General features: G+C 51.8%; 1 protein-coding gene and 1 pseudogene. One reads left to right on the top strand and one right to left on the bottom strand.

The window, feature by feature from the left end:
- A pseudogene (locus Xbed_RS19595) lies at positions 1-83 on the bottom strand (IS200/IS605 family transposase); the annotation flags it as partial.
- A 22-nt stretch (positions 84-105) separates the two neighbouring features.
- Between Xbed_RS19595 and Xbed_RS18665 the strand changes: the two are divergent.
- Positions 106-1,255: RNA-guided endonuclease InsQ/TnpB family protein (locus Xbed_RS18665; protein WP_086114304.1), on the top strand; the 1,150-nt coding region annotated here is incomplete at its 3' end.

Genomic DNA, 1,255 nt, shown 5'->3' with positions numbered 1-1,255 from the left:
CGATATTTGGCAACAAATACCAAGTGGACATGCATCAGGAAAACGCAGTGTCTTCACCGGCGGATATCCGTTTCTTTTGTCATAGACCAAAGTATAATGGTTGCTATGAAACGACTTCAAGCCTTCAAATTCCAGTTAAGACCCAATGGCCGGCAGGAGCGCGATATGCGGCGCTTCGCAGGGGCTTGTCGCTTCGTTTTTAACCGTGCGTTGGCACTCCAGAATGAGAACCATGAGGCGGGAAACAAGTCTATTCCCTACACCAGAATGGCTTCATGGCTCATTGCGTGGAAATCCGATCCTGATACCCAATGGCTTAAAGCGTCTCCATCGCAGCCGTTGCAGCAGTCGCTGAAAGACCTGGAACGCGGCTACAAGAACTTCTTCCAGAAGCGTGCCGCATTCCCCCGTTTCAAAAAACGGGGCCAGAATGATGCGTTCCGCTATCCTCAAGGCGTTAAGCTGGATGAGGCGAACAGCCGTATTTTTCTGCCAAAGCTCGGCTGGATGCGCTATAGAAACAGCCGCCAGGTTGTCGGGGAAGTGAAAAACGTCACAGTCAGCCAGTCATGCGGCAAATGGTACGTCAGCATCCAGACAGAATACGACGTGGCTGACCCCGTTCACAACTCAACGTCGATGGTTGGGGTGGATGCCGGCGTCACGAAGCTCGCCACGCTTTCCGATGGTACGGTATACCCTCCAGTAAACAGCTTTAAAGCGAGCCAGCGTAAGCTGGCATGGCTTCAGCGTCAGTTAAGCCGCAAAGTTAAATTCAGCGCCAACTGGCAGAAACAGAAACGAAAAATCCGGCATTTGCACTCGCACATAGCCAATATTCGGCACGACTACCTTCATAAAATCACCAGTGAAATCAGCAAAAACCACGCAATGATCATCATTGAAGATTTGAAGGTCAGTAACATGTCGAAGTCGGCTAAAGGCACGGCAGAACAGCACGGGCGAAACGTCAGGGCTAAATCAGGCTTAAACCGCGCGATACTGGATCAGGGCTGGTATGAAATGCGTCGTCAGCTTGAGTATAAGCAGCGTTGGCGCGGTGGTCAGGTGCTGGCAGTTCCTCCGGCGTATACCAGCCAGCGATGCGCCTGCTGTGGTCATACAGCGAAAAATAACCGCCTGTCACAGAGTCAATTCGTGTGTCAGGTATGCGGATATAGCGCCAATGCCGATATCAACGGTGCACGTAACATTTTAGCGGCAGGACATGTCGTGCTTGCCTGTGGAGGGAGGG

It is taken from the genome of Xenorhabdus beddingii, assembly GCF_002127545.1.
Lineage (GTDB): Bacteria > Pseudomonadota > Gammaproteobacteria > Enterobacterales > Enterobacteriaceae > Xenorhabdus > Xenorhabdus beddingii.
The sequence above is the reverse complement of the archived record's forward strand: the minus strand, read 5'-3'. Positions and strand labels throughout refer to the sequence as shown.